Source organism: Mitsuokella sp. oral taxon 131 str. W9106, assembly GCF_000469545.1.
GTDB lineage: Bacteria > Bacillota > Negativicutes > Selenomonadales > Selenomonadaceae > AWVT01.
The window spans coordinates 1-17,979 of the sequence record NZ_KI273055.1; the positions used below are offsets into that span (position 1 = coordinate 1).

Annotated in this window: 18 protein-coding genes; 12 read left to right on the forward strand and 6 right to left on the reverse strand. The window is 49.3% G+C overall.

Translation table 11 applies throughout. From position 1 onward, the window contains the following. Nucleotides 1-27: 27 nt before the first annotated feature. The 3 genes from HMPREF1985_RS10765 to HMPREF1985_RS11245 all read right to left on the reverse strand — a co-directional run bounded on the left by HMPREF1985_RS10765 (nucleotide 28) and on the right by HMPREF1985_RS11245 (nucleotide 1,102). Nucleotides 28-240, reverse strand: coding sequence for a transposase (locus HMPREF1985_RS10765; protein ID WP_021770856.1), 213 nt, complete (start codon nucleotides 238-240; stop codon nucleotides 28-30). Then, entirely contained in the window at nucleotides 237-827 is a 591-nt protein-coding gene (locus HMPREF1985_RS11415; RefSeq protein WP_231385155.1) for a hypothetical protein, read from the reverse strand. The genes HMPREF1985_RS10765 and HMPREF1985_RS11415 overlap by 4 nt, the downstream gene beginning before the upstream one ends. 122 nt (nucleotides 828-949) lie before the next feature. Then, nucleotides 950-1,102: a hypothetical protein gene (locus HMPREF1985_RS11245; protein WP_155943506.1), complete on the reverse strand. Its 153-nt coding sequence runs from the start codon at nucleotides 1,100-1,102 to the stop codon at nucleotides 950-952. A 171-nt stretch (nucleotides 1,103-1,273) separates the two neighbouring features. Here HMPREF1985_RS11245 and HMPREF1985_RS11710 point away from each other — a divergent pair, with 171 nt between their 5' ends. The 9 genes from HMPREF1985_RS11710 (at nucleotide 1,274) to HMPREF1985_RS02470 (ending at nucleotide 10,219) form a co-directional block, all read left to right on the forward strand. Further along, nucleotides 1,274-1,402 (forward strand): hypothetical protein, encoded by a 129-nt coding sequence (locus HMPREF1985_RS11710; RefSeq protein ID WP_021770859.1) that lies wholly within the window; start codon nucleotides 1,274-1,276, stop codon nucleotides 1,400-1,402. Nucleotides 1,403-1,565: 163 nt separating this feature from the next. Beyond that, a complete protein-coding gene (ylqF, locus tag HMPREF1985_RS02435; RefSeq protein WP_021770860.1) occupies nucleotides 1,566-2,471 on the forward strand; it encodes a ribosome biogenesis GTPase YlqF in 906 nt (301 codons plus the stop codon). Between the two features lie 21 nt (nucleotides 2,472-2,492). Continuing rightward, nucleotides 2,493-3,179: a tRNA (adenine(22)-N(1))-methyltransferase gene (locus HMPREF1985_RS02440; protein WP_021770861.1), complete on the forward strand. Its 687-nt coding sequence runs from the start codon at nucleotides 2,493-2,495 to the stop codon at nucleotides 3,177-3,179. Further along, nucleotides 3,173-3,982 carry a Nif3-like dinuclear metal center hexameric protein gene (locus HMPREF1985_RS02445; RefSeq protein ID WP_040636842.1) on the forward strand — a complete coding sequence of 270 codons (810 nt, stop codon included), beginning with the start codon at nucleotides 3,173-3,175 and terminating at the stop codon, nucleotides 3,980-3,982. Before HMPREF1985_RS02440 ends, HMPREF1985_RS02445 begins: the two co-directional genes overlap by 7 nt. Before the next feature lie 17 nt (nucleotides 3,983-3,999). Further along, nucleotides 4,000-4,911: a YitT family protein gene (locus HMPREF1985_RS02450; protein WP_021770863.1), complete on the forward strand. Its 912-nt coding sequence runs from the start codon at nucleotides 4,000-4,002 to the stop codon at nucleotides 4,909-4,911. A 278-nt stretch (nucleotides 4,912-5,189) separates the two neighbouring features. Further along, nucleotides 5,190-7,670: a leucine--tRNA ligase gene (gene leuS / locus HMPREF1985_RS02455; RefSeq protein ID WP_021770865.1), complete on the forward strand. Its 2,481-nt coding sequence runs from the start codon at nucleotides 5,190-5,192 to the stop codon at nucleotides 7,668-7,670. Between the two features lie 108 nt (nucleotides 7,671-7,778). Further along, a complete protein-coding gene (locus HMPREF1985_RS02460) occupies nucleotides 7,779-8,309 on the forward strand; it encodes a TlpA family protein disulfide reductase (protein WP_040636843.1) in 531 nt (176 codons plus the stop codon). Continuing rightward, nucleotides 8,309-8,995 (forward strand): cytochrome c biogenesis CcdA family protein, encoded by a 687-nt coding sequence (locus HMPREF1985_RS02465; protein WP_021770867.1) that lies wholly within the window; start codon nucleotides 8,309-8,311, stop codon nucleotides 8,993-8,995. Before HMPREF1985_RS02460 ends, HMPREF1985_RS02465 begins: the two co-directional genes overlap by 1 nt. A gap of 114 nt (nucleotides 8,996-9,109) precedes the next feature. Beyond that, a complete protein-coding gene (locus tag HMPREF1985_RS02470; RefSeq protein ID WP_021770868.1) occupies nucleotides 9,110-10,219 on the forward strand; it encodes an HD-GYP domain-containing protein in 1,110 nt (369 codons plus the stop codon). 110 nt (nucleotides 10,220-10,329) lie between these two features. Here the strand turns inward: HMPREF1985_RS02470 and HMPREF1985_RS02475 are convergent, their stop codons facing one another. Beyond that, nucleotides 10,330-11,862, reverse strand: coding sequence for a YifB family Mg chelatase-like AAA ATPase (locus tag HMPREF1985_RS02475; RefSeq protein WP_021770869.1), 1,533 nt, complete (start codon nucleotides 11,860-11,862; stop codon nucleotides 10,330-10,332). A gap of 19 nt (nucleotides 11,863-11,881) precedes the next feature. Continuing rightward, nucleotides 11,882-12,244: a YraN family protein gene (locus tag HMPREF1985_RS02480; RefSeq protein ID WP_021770870.1), complete on the reverse strand. Its 363-nt coding sequence runs from the start codon at nucleotides 12,242-12,244 to the stop codon at nucleotides 11,882-11,884. 151 nt (nucleotides 12,245-12,395) lie between these two features. Here HMPREF1985_RS02480 and priA point away from each other — a divergent pair, with 151 nt between their 5' ends. Further along, nucleotides 12,396-14,834 (forward strand): replication restart helicase PriA, encoded by a 2,439-nt coding sequence (gene priA / locus HMPREF1985_RS02485; protein ID WP_021770871.1) that lies wholly within the window; start codon nucleotides 12,396-12,398, stop codon nucleotides 14,832-14,834. Nucleotides 14,835-14,840: 6 nt separating this feature from the next. On the opposite strand, the gene HMPREF1985_RS02490 is transcribed toward priA, so the two are convergent. Continuing rightward, nucleotides 14,841-16,076, reverse strand: coding sequence for a VanW family protein (locus HMPREF1985_RS02490; RefSeq protein WP_021770872.1), 1,236 nt, complete (start codon nucleotides 16,074-16,076; stop codon nucleotides 14,841-14,843). A 200-nt stretch (nucleotides 16,077-16,276) separates the two neighbouring features. Here HMPREF1985_RS02490 and HMPREF1985_RS02495 point away from each other — a divergent pair, with 200 nt between their 5' ends. Together HMPREF1985_RS02495 and HMPREF1985_RS02500 are read left to right on the forward strand one after the other, a co-directional pair. Beyond that, on the forward strand, nucleotides 16,277-16,978 hold the full coding sequence (locus HMPREF1985_RS02495) for a hypothetical protein (RefSeq protein ID WP_040636844.1): 702 nt from the start codon (nucleotides 16,277-16,279) through the stop codon (nucleotides 16,976-16,978). Continuing rightward, entirely contained in the window at nucleotides 16,975-17,976 is a 1,002-nt protein-coding gene (locus HMPREF1985_RS02500) for a nucleoid-associated protein (RefSeq protein WP_021770874.1), read from the forward strand. The genes HMPREF1985_RS02495 and HMPREF1985_RS02500 overlap by 4 nt, the downstream gene beginning before the upstream one ends. Nucleotides 17,977-17,979: the final 3 nt, after the last annotated feature.

A 17,979-nucleotide genomic window follows, 5' to 3' on the forward strand; every position in this document is an offset into this window, starting at 1 on the left:
ACTTTTTGCGTCAATTTATTTTACAACTTACGCAATGGCAATGATGGCTCTTTTCTTGCCACGGCGCCGCGCGATATTTTCATATTTGACTTTGCAGTAGGGCTGACCGGTGCATTTGACGGCTGCATGAGCTGCCTGCACAAGCATCGGTTTGATGTAGGCACCGGCACGTGTAATCTTCGCAGATTTCTTCTTGCCGGCGGATTGATTGTTGCCGGGGGCCAGGCCGGCCCAACTCAAAGCCTCTTGGAAGAGTCGAACTGCGCCATATCCGTACCGATTTCGGAAAGGATCGTTATGGCAGATTCGCGCTTCATGCCGGGGATTGTGCAAAGGAGGCGGATGGCAGCGGCGTAGGGAGTCGTCATCTGATCGAGTTTTTCATCGATGGTCTGTATCGCAGCATCCAAGCATTCCATATGCTGACGTATCTGCAGCATGCAAAACTTCTGCTCCTCTGTGAGCTGAAATCCTTCGATGGATGTAACGACAGCAACAGCCTTCTTTTTGAGAGAGCGATGGAGCAGAGTTGGACAATGCTGCGCGGTTGGATCTTTGTCGGTCAGCAAATAATCGGTGATCTGACGGGCAGATTTCCCGAACCTATCGGAGACGACGGAATCCATGGCGATGTTGCAGACCGTAAAGCCGTTTGAGAAGCGGTCCTTCTCGCTGCTGCACATATTGACGAGCTTACAGCGGTAGCGTGTAAACTCACGCAATATGCGAATTTCTTTGCCGGGGATGAATCTGCTTTTGACAAGACCGAAGCAGAACGGTTCCCCGATCCATTTGGAATCCTTGGCATCGTCCTTGTTGCCTTTCACTGCGCGTACCCACTTCGGATTCGCAATCACGCATGCAGTTCTGCAGTGAGCACATTGAGGACGGGAACCCAGTATTTGCCGGTGGATTCCATGCAAACGTCATAGCAGTTATTTTCGATGAGTCAATGTTTGAGCCTTCGAAGATCTTTGTTGAGCGTGGAGAAGCGTTCCTTCTTGTAAGAGAGTGTCCGCATCTTGGTGACGGATACGATGGTGGCAACGAGAAAACTTTTGTGGATATCGATGCCACAGCAGACGGGGGAAACGATTTTCATGTTGGCAATCCTCCTTTCATGGTTGAGGAGAGGCATTGCCTGTCCATGCCAAGCAAAAACGATAAGTCTAAGCCCATGATTAGCGTACGGTCTAAAAGATCCACTTATTTGTGCTTGAGCGGCGGAATGGAGTTTATTATGAGCAAGTGGAAGGAGACCTAGGACAACATTGTGCGTGAGCTACATATTGACAATGTGACGGAGGAGATCAAGCAGCGTGTGTCGGCAAGCATCGTGAACGAGGTGCTGCCGCCGATCGAGGATGCGGTCAATAAGTTCTCGACGATAATTCAGGCGTAGGCCAAAGAGGAGCATGGCTGGTGCCCGTTTGTCTCCCGTTTATGGGTTTTTACGCTAAAATATGATATAGTATGGATAGCGATAAATCACGATTTCTTTGTTTTATATTTAGGCACATGCCGTAAGAATCCAGTAGAATCAAGGGCCGAAGGGAATATGTATAATGATGAAAAATGATGCAGCGAGAGATATACCCAGTATCCAGTGGTACCCGGGGCACATGAAAAAAACGCAGCGAATCATTGAAGAAAATCTAAAACTTGTCGATATCGTCATTGAATTGCTTGATGCACGGATTCCCGCATCTAGTGCAAATCCGATGCTTGCTGAAATCATACAGGAAAAGCCTAGGCTTATTGTACTCAACAAGAGTGACTTAGCAGATGCGAATATGACAAAACAGTGGCTGGCGTATTTTCTCGGACGAGGAATAAAAGCCTGTTCGGTTGACTCTGTCATGGGACAGGGAACGAAGCAGCTTGTGAAGATCGCCGAGGAACTGGCTCGTCCCAAGACGGATCGTTTCGTAAAAAATGGCGGCCGCCCGCGCGCAGCGCGATGCATGATTCTCGGCATTCCCAATGTCGGCAAATCATCGCTTATCAATCGGCTTGCCGGTGCAGCGCGCACGAAGACGGCAAACAAACCTGGCGTTACGCGTGCTAAGCAGTGGATAAAAATAGGAAGCAATCTTGATCTTTTGGATACGCCCGGAATCCTTTGGCCGAAATTCGAGGATCAAACGGTTGGCATAAAGCTTGCTTTTACGGGAGCGATCAGCGATGAGATTTATGATCGGGAAAGCGTTGTAAAACTATTATTGGAAACGTTGCAGCACAGTTATGCGGATCGCTTGAAAGAACGATTCAAGCTGCAAGAGGTGCCGAATGACAGTGTCCTGCTGCTTGAGGCAATCGGCAGGAAGCGCGGCTGTCTTGTAAAGGGCGGGCATATTGATCATGAAAAGGCACAACAAATTGTCTTGACAGAGTTTCGCAGCGGCAAGCTAGGATTGGTAACGCTTGACCCGATTCCGATGACACAAATGCTGAATGAATCAGCCCGATAAGATCAGAAGGAGATACTTTTCATGCAACTCGACGCACGGCTTCGTGCAATCGCAAATTTTGTGCCGCGCGGCAGCCGTGTCGCGGACGTTGGCACGGATCATGGTCATTTGGCGCTTACGCTTGTACAGGAAGGAACGGCGGACTTTGTCATTGCGAGTGACAAAAATGAAGGACCGCTTGCAGCGGCGAGCCATGCCGTACAATCGGCTGGGCTCGCGGAGCAGATTGCTTTGCGTCAATCAAATGGGCTTATAAGAATTGCCCCGATGGAAGTGGACACGGTTTGTCTTGCCGGAATGGGGGGAGCGTTGATGATAGAAATTTTATCCGCAGCGCCTGCTACGGTGAAGAGGCTTTCCACGCTCGTGCTTCAACCGCAGGGAGCAGCGATGGAGTTACGTTGGTGGCTCTATCAAAATGACTGGTATATTGCAGATGAGGCACTGGTCGAAGCGGATGGCCGCATGTATGAAATCATGCAGGCAAAGCGTGGGAAAAAACCGACGCCAAACCGGATTTTGCTTGAGATTGGTCCAATGCTTTGGAAAAAGAAACCGCCCCTTTTACGGCGGCATATCGAAGTTCTGCTTTTAGGAAAGCAGCGTGCCTTGGCAGGAATGCAGAAAAGTGAAACGGCGCAGAAATCTCGTAAGTACGCAGAGACGAAAGCGTATATTGAAAAATTGGAGGCGTATCGTGCATGGTAATGTGTAAGACGATTCTCGATGCATTGGAACGGATTGCACCGAAGCGACTGGTGGAGGAATGGGATAATTCCGGGCTTCTCATTGGCAGTCCAGCACATCGTACAGAACGTGTGCTCGTGGCACTCGACGTGACGGATGCGGTCGTAACGCGTGCGATGGAGAAGAAGGCAGATATGATTGTTGCGCATCATCCAGTGATATTCAAACCATTAAAGCACATACGAACCGATTTATCGATCGGTGCACGCATTCAGACGTTGCTCAAGCATGGTATCGCGGTTGCCGCTGCACATACAAATCTTGATATCGCGAGAGGCGGTGTCAACGACGTGCTCGCAGAAGCGATCGGATTGGAACAAGTTTCGAGTTTTGTCCTGACGGAACAGCATAAAGATGGTACAACGGAGAGTCTCGGAAGAGTGGGGTCGCTTCTTGCACCGATGAGAATCGAGGATTTTGCCGAGACAATCAAGGAAGCGCTTCCCGTCACTTATGTACGCATGGTCAAGGTGGGAGAACGTACCGTGCGTAAAGTCGCAATTTGCAGCGGGAGCGGTGCCGAGTTTATTGGCAAGGCGGCGTTTCTCGGAGCGGATGCTTATGTGACGGGGGACGTGCGCTATCATGATGCACAGCAAGCCATGGAATTTGGGATGCACGTCATTGACGCGGGTCATTTCGGTACAGAATTTCCGATTGTAAGGAGGCTTGCCGAGCGTCTGCAGCATGAGCTCGAAACGGTGAAGGGAGAGGTCGAGATCCTATGTGACGATGTGTCACATGATGTGTTCACCGTCGTTTGACGCAGTAGGAAAAGGTTATGAATATAGAGCTGCGAGATATAAAAAAACACGTCTTTCGTTATATGCAGATTGTCGTTGGCTGTGCACTGACATGCTTAGGATTCAATTTGTTTTTAATTCCTTCACACCTTTTGATGGGCGGAGTCAGTGGTGTTGCACTCATTATCTATTATTTGACAGGACTCCCCGTTGGTTTGCAGAATTTTATCTACAATTTGCCGATTCTTTATCTTGCCTACCGTGTATTTGGTCGTTTGTATGCGGTTGATACAGTGATTGGAACGGTTTGCCAGTCAATCCTCTTCGACGTGACGCATTTTATGGTAGATTGGTCGATTTGCAGCGATACGATGCTTTGCGCCATATTCGGCGGTGTCATTGCAGGCGTTGGTTTCGGCATGGTATTTCGTGCCAATGCTAATACGGGAGGTCTCGATGTCGTCGGTGCCGTTGTTCGTAAGTACTACTCGATTGATATGGGTACAGTCATCTTTGCGCTGAACTTTCTCGTTATCATGGCATCTATTGCGCTATTTAATATCAATGTCGCCCTCTTTAGTTTCATTTCGATCTATGTGACAGCAGAATTGACCAATCGCGTTGCGACGGGACTCAATCGAGAGAAATCCATCGTCATCATTTCCCCGCAGGCGGATGCGATTTGCTATGACATCATGGAGCATATTCATCGCGGTGTGACGTTTTTAGACGGGCGTGGCGGCTTCGCCGGCGAACGCAAGAACATACTCTTTATCGTGGTAAGTTTAACGCAAGTCAGCCGCGTTAAGACGATTGCACATCATCATGATCCGCAGGCATTTATGATTGTTTCTGATACATCGGAAGTATCGGGGAAGGGCTTTACGTTAGAATGCGAGAGTTATGAGGATGCGCGACGAAAATGGGAAGAAACGCACCATCACGTTTAAATTACGTACAAAAATTCTGACGAATGCCGTTGCGTTCAGCACGCTTTTGTTTGCTGGGAGCAGTAAAAGGAGAATAAAATGCGTATGGATCTGATGGAATGAAAAGAAGGACTGCTGCAAACGGATATACGATAAGAGCGAGCGGTGCGGAGGGATTGACGCTGGCGGCCCGATACGATATAATGGGAACGGTCTAACGGAATCGCAAAAGACTGTCGTAAAGCGGACACCAGTCTATGGCTGGTGTCTTTGCATAAATAAACTAGGAGGAGATTGTTTTGGATCGTTACGCGCCGCAGGAAATCGAGAAGAAATGGCAGAAAAAATGGGAAGAGGAAGCGGCCTATCGCACGGAGGCCGACCCTTCGCGTCCGAAGTACTACGCGCTGGAGATGTTTCCCTATCCGTCTGGCAATCTCCACATGGGACACGTCCGCAACTATTCCATTGGCGATGTCATGGCGCGATATAAGACGATGGAAGGTTTCAATGTCCTGCATCCGATGGGATTCGATTCCTTCGGCATGCCGGCGGAAAATGCGGCCATCCAACATGGTGTGAAGCCATCGGACTGGACGTACGGCAATATTAAAAATATGGAACGCCAGCAGCGTGCGATGGGTCTTTCCTATGACTGGGCGCGGGAAGTTAAGACGTGTGCACCGGACTACTACAAGTGGACGCAGTGGCTTTTCGAGTTGTTTTACAAACGCGGGCTTGCCTATAAGAAGAAGGCTAGCGTCAATTGGTGCGATACTTGCGGCACAGTCCTTGCCAATGAACAGGTTATCGACGGGAAGTGCTGGCGCTGCGATTCGGAAGTCCACAAAAAGGCACTTTCGCAGTGGTTCCTGAAAATTACGGATTATGCGGATCGATTGCTGGCAGATCTTGATAAGCTAAAGGGATGGCCGGATCGCGTTAAGACGATGCAGGATAACTGGATCGGTCGCAGTGAAGGCTTGGAGTTCGATATTGACGTGCCGTCACTTGGCGAAAAGCTTCCAGTCTACACGACGCGTGCCGATACGGCATACGGCATCACGTTTGTTGCGCTCGCAGCAGAGCATCCGCTCCTTTCGAAAATTATGGAGAATAATCCTAAGGCGGAAGATATCAAAGCGTTCTGCAAACGCGTCAAAAGCCAGTCGGAGATCGAACGCACGTCGAGCGAATCGGAGAAAGAAGGCATCTTTACTGGCATCTACGCGGTCAATCCGTTTAACGGAAACAAGGTAGAGCTTTGGGTCACGAACTATGTACTTGCAGAGTACGGAACGGGCGCGGTCATGGGGGTTCCGTCTGAAGATCAACGCGATTGGATGTTCGCGAAAAAGTATCATCTGCCCATCATCATTACCCTTCAGCCGAAGAACCATACACTTGTTTTGGAGGAAATGACGGAAGCTTATACGGATAAGAGTGGTGTCCTTGTAAACTCTGGCCGTTTTGATGGCATGGAGATGCACGAAGCACTCAAGGGAATTATCGACGAGGCGGTCAAAGGGGGCTTTGGCCGTCGCAAAGTCAATTATCGCCTGCGTGATTGGCTTATTTCGCGCCAGCGCTACTGGGGGGCTCCGATTCCGGTCATCCATTGCCCAAACTGCGGCGAAGTGCTCGTGCCAGAAGAGAAACTGCCAGTGCGTCTTCCTGAGAATGTCTCATTTGAGCAGGGAAATGTTTCGCCCCTTGCACAGTGCGAAGCATTTGTGCATTGCAAGTGTCCAAGGTGCGGCGCAGATGCGAAGCGTGAAACCGATACGATGGATACCTTCATTTGTTCTTCTTGGTACTATCTGCGTTATACGGATCCGCAAAATGAAAATGCGCCGTTTTCCAAGGACAAGGTCAATTACTGGGCACCGGTCGATCAGTATATCGGCGGCATCGAACACGCCATCTTACATCTGCTGTACTCGCGTTTCTTTGCGAAAGTCCTGCACGATGCAGGCCTCGTCGATTTCGATGAGCCGTTTACGAATTTGATGACGCAGGGGATGGTTCTGAAAGATGGCTCTAAAATGTCAAAGTCGAAGGGCAATGTCATATCACCGGAAGAGATTATCGCAAAATACGGCGCAGATACGGCGCGTCTCTTTATCCTCTTTGCAGCACCGGTTGAGCGAGATCTCGATTGGAGTGACAAGGGAGTTGAAGGCGCGTACCGTTTTCTCGGTCGCGTTTGGCGCATCCTTGCACATTTTGAAGGCACGATTCAGAGCGCGCCAAAGCAATACGATATTACGACACTGACGAAGGAAGAAGCGGATCTTCGCCGTGTCCTGCATATGACGATCCGCAAGGTTACGGAAGACATACGAGACCGCTTTATGTTCAATACGGCGGTATCCTCTATCATGGAACTCGTCAATGCGTTTTATGCCTTCCAAGACAAGGATATCAACGCAGGGCTTGTGCGTGAGGTCGCTGAAGCTCTGTTAAAACTTCTCGCTCCGTTTGCACCGCATATCACAGAAGAGCTTTGGACGACGCTTTTTGCGGGTATGGGCAGCGTACATCAACAAAAGTGGCCAGCGTACGATGCAGAGGCCGTGAAGCTCGCTGAAATTGAGATCGTACTGCAGGTAAATGGAAAGGTACGTGACAAACTGATAATTCCTTCTGATATGGATCGTGCGGCAATGGAGAAGCTTGCGATGCGCTTGCCGCGCACGAAGGAGCTTACCAAAGGCAAGACGATTGTCAAGGTGATCTGCGTGCCGAAGAAACTCGTCAATGTCGTCGTCAAAGGCTAAAATCATCGATATATCGATAGGGCTTTCCACAGCGTATTTCTCGCTGTGTTTTCAATGCGGTGCAGAGAATGGTTTTGTGTGGAAGCTTTTTCCAAGGGAGGGATTTTCATGAACAGCAAGAATATCTTGTCAGCGATTCTCGCAGTATTCTTGATTACGGCAGCAGGATGTGGTGAGGCAGAAAAGGATGCACTCGCAGATGCGGGGGCAAAACAACAGGCGGAGACACAGGAAGAAAGCCATGCGGCGAGCTTTGCACTGGCAGACATCGACGGGAGGAATCAGGCCGTAAACCCCGGCGATGGGAAGCTTTATGTACTGAATTTCTGGGCGACGTGGTGCCCGCCGTGCCGTAAGGAAATGCCGGAAATGGATCATTTTGCTGCGGCGCATGCACAAGACCTCGTATTCTACGGAATCAATATGCAGGAGGACAGCGAGAAAGTCACAGGATTTATGCAAAAGAATGACTATAAGATGCATGTCTTGCTAGACGCGGCAGGCAAGGTAGCGAATACGTACCATGTGCGTGCTATTCCGACGACGGTTATAATCGACGGCATGGGTACGGTCAAATTCCGCAAGGAAGGTATGGCAACGGAAAAGGAGTTGGAGGACGCGCTCGCGCGTGTGAAATAATGGAAGCACTTTCGGTTTGGGCAGCATTCCTTGCCGGTATGCTGTCCTTGTTTTCTCCATGCGTGCTTCCCATGCTGCCGACATTTCTGCTCATCTTTGCTGGATCATCTGATGGGACCAATGGAAGGAGTGTGCTCGCACGCAATCTGCTTGCATTTCTCATAGGATTTGCGATCACCTTTTTGATCATTGGTGCGACAGCAACGTCGATCGGGCAGCTTGCGCTTCGTCATTGGGAGACACTTGAAAGGGCAGGCGGAGCGCTGCTCATCTTTCTCGGTGTTTTTCTTTCAGGAATATGGACGCCCCATTTTCTGCTGCGAGAACGAAGGCCGTTCTTGCAGCGACGCGGCGGTGGAACGATTGGTTCATTCCTGCTCGGCGCTGCCTTTACGATCGGGTGGACTCCATGTACAGGGCCGATACTGACGGCAATTCTTCTCTATGCGGGGAGCCGCGAAACCGTGTCCGAAGGAATTGTTTTGCTCATTGCCTACATCGTGGGGTTTGCACTTCCGTTTTTTTGCATCATGCTTCTATGGCAGCGCATTGGAGATCGGGTTCGACAGATCTATCCGTATCTTCCTTACGTACAGAAAATGGCAGGCGCATTCTTGATCTTGTTTGGCATCTTGATGTTTTTGGGCATGACATTGCGGATTTTTAGCATATTGAGCACATTTTGACAGTTTGAATAAGTTTTTCCTTAAAAATAATTTTTAATCGACAGGAAAATCAGGACGTTTGTCTAATATGTACAGGAAAAGGTTGTGACTCGTAATGCTTAGGAGGGCTATGCGATGTTAAAAGCGTATGCAGTGGAAGACCTAAAACCGGGCATGATTATCGGCAGGGACGTTTCAGAAGACGATGTAAATATTTTGATTCAGGCTGGAACCGTTTTGACGCAGCCCATTCTTGATGATTTGATGACGCATGCGATCTTTTCCGTCGAGGTGCGCGAGGGAGAGGAGACGAAGGCAGAAGAGGTCCCAAGAAGCAACCTGCTTGATGATGCGTACGTTTCCTGTTACGAGCGTGTATATGAGGTGCTCGCAGATTTGCTCAAAGCGTTGAATGAGTACGGAACACTTGACCTCAAGGCATTGCAGCGTATGATCGGCAGTTCGGATTTCCGAACATTGTCTAACGGAGCAAAGGCCATATCGCAGATTCACAACATGGATCGTACGCGGGACTATATCGTTCACCATAGTCTTGATGTCGGAATCTTAGCTAGTCTCATGGGGCGTTGGCTCAGTCTTACGCCGTATGAACGTTACGATTTGATTGTGGCGGGGCTTTTTATGGATGTTGGTAAGATGCGTATCTCTGGCAACATTATCAACAAGCATGGAAAGCTGACGGCGACCGAGTATGGAATCGTAAAGAACCATACGAAGATCGCCGTGGAAATGTTGGAAAAAACGGATCTCAGTACCAATCGAAAGATTTTGGACGGCGTACTGCAGCATCATGAACGCACCGATGGAAGCGGATATCCGATGGCGCTTACAGGAAATAAGATTTCGGATTTCGGACGGATTCTCGCTTTGCTCGATATGTATGACGCCATGGCTTCGACGCGCAGCTACGCTAAGCGGGTGTCCCCGTTCCATATCTTTGATATTCTTCATGACGATGTTTTGAACAATCGGCTTGATGTGCAGTATGCTGTCCTCTTTATGCGTCGTGTCTGTCATGCCCTCAATGGAAGCTGGGTACGTTTGAATGATGGTACGATTGCGAATATCGTGTACATGGACGAATCGCGTGTCACGACACTTCCGGTTGTACAAACGACAAAAGGCGAGTTCATCGATCTCAATACAATGACGGATAAAAAGATCGCCTGCATTTTGACGGCTAGGGAACTTGCGGACGAACGGGCAAAAGAACAGTTGCTGTGATACGATAAGGGTTGTACATCCCCATGAGTTGGCAGACGAAAAATCTACGCCAATCGGATAAGCTTCATTTTATCCGTGATTCCTTCGTGGCCAACAAAAATAGTTTGAACTTAAAGATCGCTGAGCCCCGCATCATGGCGAAGCTGAATTGCTTCTGCGATATGGCGTGGCAGTATTTCCATCTGCGTATCAAGATCCGAAATCGTTCGTGCTACCTTGATGATTCGGTCATATGAACGTGCGGAGAGATGGAATCTGTGAAATGCCATTTCAAGCATGGATTGCGCATCCTTGCTGAGCGGACAAAATCGTTTCAGCATGGCGTGGTTCATCTGTGCGTTGCAGCTTATGCTGCATGGAGCGAGGCGATCCTGTTGGATTGCGCGCGCCGCTTCGACCCGCTTAGCAATCACAGCGGATGATTCGGCATTCTTTGTTGAAACAAGATCCTTGTAAGCGACATGTGGTATGCGGATGTGAATATCGATTCGATCCAGCAAAGGCCCTGAAATCTTACGCGTGTAGCGGCGAATTTCGTTTGGGGAACAAATGCATTCGTTTTTTGGGGACTCGTCGCCATAGAAACCGCAAGGGCATGGGTTCATCGCGCAGACCAACATGATATCAGACGGAAATACAATTGATGCGTTTATGCGTGAGATGCATATTTTCTTATCCTCTAAAGGCTGGCGAAGAACTTCCAGTGTTGATTTGGAAAATTCGGGGAGTTCGTCGAGGAAGAGCACGCCATGATGTGCTAGTGTTACTTCACCGGGACGAGGCACGCTTCCTCCGCCGATCATCGCCGTGGTGGATGCTGTATGATGTGGACTGCGGAATGGACGTGTCTGGACGAGACCTCCATTCTGTGGAAGAAGTCCCGCAATACTGTAGATTTTTGTTATATCGAGAGCTTCTTCGCGTGTCAATGGAGGGAGAATCGAACTTACACGCCGTGCAAGCATTGTTTTTCCGGAGCCGGGCACACCGACCATCAGAACATTATGCCCACCTGCCGCTGCGATTTCCAATGCTCGTTTTGCTTGAAATTGCCCTTGTACATCTGCAAAGTCGTCCGTCGATACCGTTTGCACGGAAGGGGTCGGATTCGGGACAGACGGGGAGAGCGATGTTTTTCCTGTTAGAAAAGCAATGGCTTCGTGCAGGTTTTGAATGCCATATACGGTTATGCCATCGACGAGGAGTGCCTCATTTGCGTTGTCACATGCGACGAAGATGGATGAATATCCTTGCTCCCTTGCGGTGATCGTAATGGGGAGAATGCCTTGCACGGCGCGGCAATCTCCCTCTAGTGAGAGTTCCGAAGCAAACAGACTGCGTTCGATGCGCTCAGCAGGAATGATGCCGTAAGCGGCAAGAAGAGCAATTGCGATAGGGAGGTCAAGCCCCGCACTGTCCTTTCGAATACCTGCAGGAGCGAGATTGACGGTTACCTTCTTCTGCTGCAAGTTGATTCTGGAATTGCGTATTGCAGTTCGAACGCGTTCCTTTGATTCGCGAACGGCGGTATTTGCCAGCCCCACGAGATCAAATCCGGGCAGTCCAGCCGACGAATCGACTTCCACATCGATCACGAGCCCATCGACGCCAAGCGTCGTGCCTCCATGCGTCCGTGCAAACATAAAGGATCCTCCTCTCAAACTAATGGGATTCAAATGCATTTTTTAGATGATGAATTCGATAGAGCTGATTTGTGTCTTTGTAGATTTCGATGACATCAAAGCGGCAAGGACGCCCCTCTAAATGCCATCGCTGCAGGAAATACTGTGCAGCCTGAATGATTTTTTTTTGTTTTCGATAGTTGACGGCCTCAGCACCACTGCCAAAATGCATGTTGCGTCTCGTCTTGACCTCAACAAATGCAACCGTATTTCCATCTTTCACCACGAGGTCAAGTTCTGCTGACCGAATGCGATAATTTTGTGCGAGGATCGCATAACCGTGTTGGATCAGGTAATTCGCTGCCAGTGCTTCGCCTTGGTTTCCAAGAATCTTATTGTTCATGTTTTTGGCACCCTTTATTTATCGAATATTCTATATAATATTGATTCTATCATAAACTGATTCTGTTTGCTACTGTGAAACAACTTCTTGACGGATTCTTTTGCAGTCTTTAAGATAGAGCGAGAAATGATGAAAGAGAAGGAGCGACGAGATGAGAACAGCAGATGTTTTTGTGAATATTCCCGTCAAAAGCATCGCGAAAGCGTACACGTATTGTGTGCCAAGCGCATTGTCCTTTGTTGATGTTGGCTGGCGTGTCTATGTGCCATTTAGCGGACGAAGGGTAGAAGGCTTCGTCGTCTCCACTGCTGACCAGACAGAAAAGCGAGACATTCCGCTCAAGGATATCCTTGCTGTCGTTGATGATGAAAGCTGGTTTACGCCCGAAATGCTGAAAGCGGCAAAGTGGCTTGCGTCATTCTACCTTTGTTCGCTCGCTGAGATGATGCGCCTCTTTATGCCCGGCAAGAGCGGTCTGAAGATCACGCTTCGGTATGCGGCGAAGAATGATGAAGAAGGGAATGCTTTGCTCGCAATGCCCGCATGCCGCTCCGTATACGATTGCCTGTGCAGGGAAGGGGCGCAGAAGAAAACGGAACTAAAGAAAAAACTTCCTGCATTTGAGGATGATTTGGATCATGTTTTAAAAAAATTGCTCCGGCATCGTTTGATTTGCAGGGAGTATGAAGCGACAAAACGAGAAGTGGCACGGTATGAAGAAATCATCTCTCTGGGCAGGGCACTTTCGGATGCGGATATGCAGTCCTTTCGGCGCAAGCCCGCGCAGGAAAAGCTGCTGCGGTTTCTTATGGAAAAGGGAGCGCAGACGCGAACGGCGCTTCGGAAACAGCACATTTCGTATGATACGATAAGGCGTCTTTGCCTCACAGGATACATCAAAGAGGAGAAACGGCGCGTATTGCGTGATAGCTACCAAAACGCACAAGCAAATCACGCGGATATCGTCTTGACGGACGACCAAAAGGAAGTTCTCAGCGCAATCATTCCGTCACTTGAAGCGAATCGGCATCGGAAGTTTTTGCTGAAAGGCGTTACGGGAAGCGGGAAAACGCAGGTCTATATTGAACTTGCTCGGCATGTTCGCATGGCGAGGCGCCGTGTTGTCGTACTCGTCCCTGAAATTGCGCTGACCGGTCAGGTTGTCATGGCATTCAAGGCGTATTTTCCGCAGGATCTTGTTGTTATCCACAGCCGATTGAGCCTCGCTGAGCGAAATGATGCGGTTCTTCGTGTGCGCCGAGGCGAAGCCGGCGTCGTTATTGGTGCGCGATCCGCTCTTTTTACTCCAGTGGAAAATATCGGATTGATCATCATGGACGAGGAACAGGATATGAGTTACAAGCAGGACGAATCGCCGCGCTACCATGCGCGCGTCGTTGCGGAAGTCCTTGCAAAACTGCATCATGCCGTTCTCTTGCTCGGAAGCGCGACACCTTCCATGGAGAGCTGCTTTCGTACCAAAACGGGTGAAATCACATTCCTTTCCATGCCACATCGCGTTGGCGATGTGCCGCTTCCACATGCCTCGTGTGTCGATATGCGCAAGGAACTGCGATCTGGGAACCGCGGCGTTTTATCACGAGCACTTCGCACATTGATCGAATCGACAATTCAAAAGGGCGAGCAGGCTATCATTATGCTGAATCGACGCGGCTTTTCAACATTCGTTCTCTGTCGGGATTGCGGTGAGGTGCTGCGCTGCAAGAATTGCGGGCTTCCGCTTGTTTTCCATACAAATGGACATCTCGTTTGCCATCATTGCGACACACATGAGCCGGTGCCCGATGTTTGCCCAAAATGCGGAAGCCGTCGCATACGCTACTTCGGTTCTGGAACGGAGAAACTGGAACAGGAGCTTCACGCGCTCATGCCTGCTGCCCGCATCATTCGTATGGACAGGGATACCACAACGGCAAAATTTTCCCATCAGAATATATTGGACGCATTTCGCAATCAGGAATACGATATTTTGCTAGGTACGCAAATGGTCGCGAAGGGACATGACATACCGAATGTTACGGCGGTTGGAATCATTAGTGCGGACGCCGCCCTCAATGTTCCAGATTTTCGCGCAGCGGAACGCTGCTTCATGCTTATTACGCAAACGGCAGGGCGAGCAGGGCGTCATGGCACGCGAGGCAACGTCATTATACAAGCGTATAATCCCGACCATTACGCGATTACATGTGGAATAGCGCAGGATTATGAGCACTTTTATGAGCGGGAGATCGCGTTGCGGGAGGAACTGTTCTATCCACCAATCAGTCGAATGGTCAAACTCCTCTATCAGAATACGGATAAGGAAATTGCAGAGCAGGAGGCGCGCGCATTTATTGATCGATTTCGCGAGGTGTTCAAAAGTCAAGCGGAGGAAAAGGGACGGATGCTGCAGCAAAATCAAATCATTGGCCCATCTCCTGCCATGGTTGCTTGTTTTCGAGGTACGTATCGATTTGTCGTGCTGATCAAAACAAGAACTCTCGCAAAAGTGCAAGAGTTCTTGCGAGAAGAAGGACTCCATCTGCAAACGAATGTCGCGATTGACATCGATCCCATCACGATGTTCTAAATTCGATTAAGAATAGTTGTCGGTATGCATGTACTCTTGGTTGACGACCTGTCCGTTTTTGCTCCAAATACGATAGAGTGAAGGATGGCTTTGGCTGCCTTCTGTGACGAGCGCGATTGTTTGCCCCGTAAGATCCGCTCGTGTGCCGAGCACGCTTACCGTAAGCTCCGTCCCCGTATTGCCTACGACAAGGTAAACGGGATGGGGGAGCGGATTTTGGAATACGAAGTCGAGCAGGTCATCGGCGACGGTTGCATCCCGTCCTGCAGGAACGTAGTGTGAAGGAAGGAAATGACTGCTTCGGACGGTCGGTTTCATTCCTGCAAGCAAGACCGCATTGTAGAGTGTCGAACTGACCTGACAGACACCGCCACCCACGTCAATGGCGGGTTCACCGTCGATGATGACGCCTGCGTTTTTGTAGCCCGCCGTACGAGTGCGGCGTCCTACGATATCATTAAACGATAGTGTCGACTGACTTCGGATCAGCACGCCTTGCAAATGACTTGCCGCAATGCTGATATTATCGCCGCGTGCTCCAGGAAAGAATGATGTCGTGTACGAGCCGAGAACTGTGTCAATGGCTGCAATGTCCTCATTCGTTATAAACGGCTCCTGTATACTGGGCTGGAGCGTTTCACGTACCGAAATGTGCAATGATTTGAATTTGGAATCCAAGTCTTCCTTGATCGGCGTTGTGTCAAGCGTTAGCCCCGTGACAGCCGGTATCTTTTTGATGGCACCACCATCATGAAGCTCCACGGCTGCATTGACCGGCTGTGTATCGATTTGCGCTTTGACGCTTTTTAACACATTATCGAGAAGAGATTGGTCATACGCTCCTGCAAGTATTATATTTTTTCCGAATATGGCACATTGCATCTGCGTTAGGATATCTCGGAGCAAGATTCCTGTACGTCCGACGGCGTAAGCCTCTTTTGCGGCCTTTTCCGCCTCGGCTCGCAGATGGATGTCCTCAGGATTTATGGTCCAACTGCGCTCTTTGTACATGAGAAGAGCAGCAGGGCGCGAAAGTTTGGATTTTCCTACTTGTTTGAAATACTGCAGCACTTCGCTTTCCGTCATGCCGGAAAGGTTTGCTCCACCCGATTGCACGCCCATGATGACTCGATCATGGTTCGTGACGGAAACGGAAACGCCTCCGATGGTGACTGTGCCAAATGCAATCGTGAGCATTGCGATGAGTACAATCTTTTCAAATGAGATAGATGCGAGTTTCATTCGGGTCGTGCTCCTAGAAAAACAATGAAGAAAAATTAAAATAAAGTTGACAGCTACGATTATAATAGATTCTTCTATGTAGGTTTGTCAATCATGTGTTACACAAGCAGAAAATCGAAATGCAGGATTTTCTGCTTGAATCGCATAAATGACGAATGGTATACTAAAGTGTCATGATACAATTTTCAAGGAGCGAAAACTTGAAGGAAGAAACGATTGAGAAGATCAAAGCGAACCTCGAAGAAAGCGGTTTGTTAAACGACCTTCCGCAGGAATGGCACGGCTTTCACCTGCGCCGCTTGAATCAGGCGAGTGGCGATGTCTACGATATCTGTGTTTATGGAAATGAGGCACTTCATAAATACGCATCGCTTTATTTTCATGAAGAGACGCACGAGTATAAGCTGCGTCTCAAAATCGGGCTTATTGAATTCTGCCGCATCGAATTTATCACGGCGAGCATCGATACGTTCGTCGAACTTCTGCACAATCAGCTCGAATCGCTTCTTGTCGAACTGACCGAATTCCATGTGGAGCAGGTTAGCAGCATTGTGCGGCACAAAAAGATACTCGAATGGGACTACACGCGTTTCTTGCCCGCGGAAGCAGAGGGATTTTCTCGTTACATCTCGCCCGATGCCCCCATCAAGATCAACAATGGTTCATACGTCATAGCGGATTACGTGGATTTTGACATGGAGAGCGGTGTCACGTTTTATTACAATATTTATCGGGATGAGTTTTTCAGCGAAGCGCGAATTTGGAATATCCCGAATGTAACCTACGAATTCGATTCAAGCGATTTGGAAGAGCTGGAAGAGAAACTCCGCGCGCGTCTCATGCCGCGCTTGATGCAGGTACGCGCATGGGCGGAAAAGGAAGCGAAGGAGAGAATGGTATGATCCAAGTCCAACACGCTATTTTGCATATACTCGATTTTCATACGGGAACGATGGTTTATTCAGATGCAGAGATGCCTGTGGATGGAATCGTCGAGGCGTTTCTTCTTAAGCATATCGAACGCGCATGGAGCATGCAGGAGGCAAAGCCGGGCACATTTTATGCGGACAGCGCTTTTGCAAAGAACCTTGTGGCCTATCTCAGTGATGATGCGGGTTTTGTGGCCTTTTCCAAAGAAATCGCAAAGGGATTGGAACGCGTGTTTGTTCATGCAGATGAAATGGAATCGCTCGACATCCTCGTACTCGATGCGATGATTGATGAGGCACGCCAAGTCGTAATCTGCCTTTGCAAGAATCACAGGGCGTTCATGCATCAGGTCAACCAGAGCGGAACGGGCGTCCAAAATGAAATCGTCAGTCATTATGCGATCTTGCCTGGACCCAATCAAAAAATCGACGAGTTTGCATTCATCGACGTGAAGACATCTGCATTGCTCGTCTGTGCAAAGAAGTACACGATGGATGGGAACGGCATCCTCATTCTTCCGGAAATGCTGCTTGAGTGCAGTCTTGCGCCTTCGCCGAAGGAAGCAATCAAGAATCTCAGCAGGACGGCAGCAAAGGTAGCGGAAAGCTACGGACGGGATGCCGTGATGGCGGAAGCAGCGGCCAAGAGTTACGTCCTAGAGAACATGCAGGAATCGGATGCGCTTGACCTTGCGGCAGCGGGCAAGGAAATATTCCGTGACAATCCTTCGATGCAGCAGGACTTTAAGACAGCGATCAAGGATGCGGGCTTTGCCGCTCCTGTAAAAATGGATTCGGAAGCGACGCTCAAAAAGGTCTGCAAGCACAAACTGAAGACGGATACGGGAATCGAGCTCACGATACCGACCGATTACTTTGACAATACGGAGTACATCGAGTTCAACCATGATACGGACGGCACGCTATCCATTACGCTCAAGCACATTTCGAATATCATGAACCGAGGATAGCAC

Excerpts from the sequence above, each read along its gene's own strand:
- HMPREF1985_RS11245 (WP_155943506.1), bottom strand. The coding sequence starts at position 1,102 with ATGAAAATCGTTTCCCCCGTCTGCTGTGGCATCGATATCCACAAAAGT.
- ylqF (WP_021770860.1), top strand. The coding sequence starts at position 1,566 with ATGATGAAAAATGATGCAGCGAGAGATATACCCAGTATCCAGTGGTAC.
- HMPREF1985_RS02440 (WP_021770861.1), top strand. The coding sequence starts at position 2,493 with ATGCAACTCGACGCACGGCTTCGTGCAATCGCAAATTTTGTGCCGCGC.
- HMPREF1985_RS02445 (WP_040636842.1), top strand. The coding sequence starts at position 3,173 with ATGGTAATGTGTAAGACGATTCTCGATGCATTGGAACGGATTGCACCG.
- HMPREF1985_RS02450 (WP_021770863.1), top strand. The coding sequence starts at position 4,000 with ATGAATATAGAGCTGCGAGATATAAAAAAACACGTCTTTCGTTATATG.
- HMPREF1985_RS02460 (WP_040636843.1), top strand. The coding sequence starts at position 7,779 with ATGAACAGCAAGAATATCTTGTCAGCGATTCTCGCAGTATTCTTGATT.
- HMPREF1985_RS02465 (WP_021770867.1), top strand. The coding sequence starts at position 8,309 with ATGGAAGCACTTTCGGTTTGGGCAGCATTCCTTGCCGGTATGCTGTCC.
- HMPREF1985_RS02470 (WP_021770868.1), top strand. The coding sequence starts at position 9,110 with ATGTTAAAAGCGTATGCAGTGGAAGACCTAAAACCGGGCATGATTATC.
- HMPREF1985_RS02475 (WP_021770869.1), bottom strand. The coding sequence starts at position 11,862 with ATGTTTGCACGGACGCATGGAGGCACGACGCTTGGCGTCGATGGGCTC.
- HMPREF1985_RS02480 (WP_021770870.1), bottom strand. The coding sequence starts at position 12,244 with ATGAACAATAAGATTCTTGGAAACCAAGGCGAAGCACTGGCAGCGAAT.
- priA (WP_021770871.1), top strand. The coding sequence starts at position 12,396 with ATGAGAACAGCAGATGTTTTTGTGAATATTCCCGTCAAAAGCATCGCG.
- HMPREF1985_RS02490 (WP_021770872.1), bottom strand. The coding sequence starts at position 16,076 with ATGAAACTCGCATCTATCTCATTTGAAAAGATTGTACTCATCGCAATG.
- HMPREF1985_RS02500 (WP_021770874.1), top strand. The coding sequence starts at position 16,975 with ATGATCCAAGTCCAACACGCTATTTTGCATATACTCGATTTTCATACG.